We start from the raw sequence: 1175 nt of genomic DNA, 5'->3' as shown, positions 1-1175 counted from the left end.
GCATAGGCCTGCTCGACCTTCCTCGCAAACCCCTGCCCATCGAGCAGCTCGCTCGCCCGCAGCTGCCCGCGCAGCTCCCGTCTCGTGCGCGCCAGCTTCTGCACGTCCCCCGCCAGCTCCACCGCCTTCTCCACATACTCCTGCTGCGTGCGCGCTATCCACTCCGGGTGCCCCGCTCCCTTGAGGATCGAGCCCCCCAGCCTGCCCACGCTGGGCCTGCCCGCCAGCGTGATGTACGGCACCCCCATGTACAGGCTCTCGAACAGCGTCGTCCCAGAGTTGTGCGGGAAGCAGTCCAGCCCTATGTCCATGCCCCTCAGTACGTCCCACGGCGGGCTGTGGTACCCCACTTGCAGCCGGCTTCTGTCTATCCCCTGGGCGTCGAATTTCTCCAGCAGCCCTTCCCGCGTCAGTTCGTCCTTGTAGCTGCTGCTGTCGATCACGAGTCTCGCCGTGGGCACTCTCCTGAGAATCTCCGACCAGGCTTCTATCGTGTGCTGGTTGATCCGCACCGCCCGCGTCAGGGTGCCGAAGGTGATGTGCCCGCGTTCGAGCGCCGGCAGTTCGTTCACGTCCCCCATCTGCTCTTGCGGTGGCATGTAGGCCGTGAAGGTGCATGGCAGCCGCCAGGGCTTTTCCGAGAACAGGTGTTCGCTGCCCACGGGCGCGCTTTCCTCGTCCGTCAGGTAGTAGTCGATCGCCTTGAGCCCTGTCGTGTATCCGTAGCCCATCCAGCTGACCGACACCGGCGCCGGTTTGCGCGCGAACACTCCCAGCCGGTTTCCTGCCGTGTGCCCGGCCAGGTCCACCAGGATGTCTATGCCGTCGGCACGGATCTTCTCTGCCAGCGCGTCGTCGTCCAGCCCCTTGGTCGCCACCCAGTGGTCCACGTAGCTTTTGTAGCGCGCCGTCTGGCTGTCTTCTCGCGCCAGGTCCGCATACGCGTACACCTCCAGTTGCGCGCTGTCGTGGTGCGCCAGCAGCGGCTCCAGGAAGTAGCTCGTCGAGTGTTGCCTGAAGTCCGGCGAGATGTAGCCCACCTTCAGCCTGCGCCCCGCCGCCGGTGCGTTCCCATGCGCCCTCCACTGCCCCCTGTAGGGCTTGCCGAACCTCTCCTCGTATTCCTCGTAGGCCGCGTAGATCTCCTCCGCGCTCTTGTCCGGGTGGTAGTTCAG

Annotated in this window: 1 protein-coding gene; it reads right to left on the bottom strand. The window is 65.6% G+C overall.

The window, feature by feature from the left end; translation table 11 throughout:
• Nucleotides 1–1175 (bottom strand): O-linked N-acetylglucosamine transferase, SPINDLY family protein (locus D8S75_RS17245; protein WP_442475923.1); only part of this gene is annotated, 1175 nt, incomplete at both ends.

Origin of the sequence: Simplicispira lacusdiani (genome assembly GCF_003604195.1) — a bacterium.
Taxonomy (GTDB): Bacteria; Pseudomonadota; Gammaproteobacteria; order Burkholderiales; family Burkholderiaceae_C; genus Simplicispira; species Simplicispira lacusdiani.
Note: the sequence above shows the minus strand (reverse complement) of the source record. Positions and strands in the feature narration are given on the sequence as shown.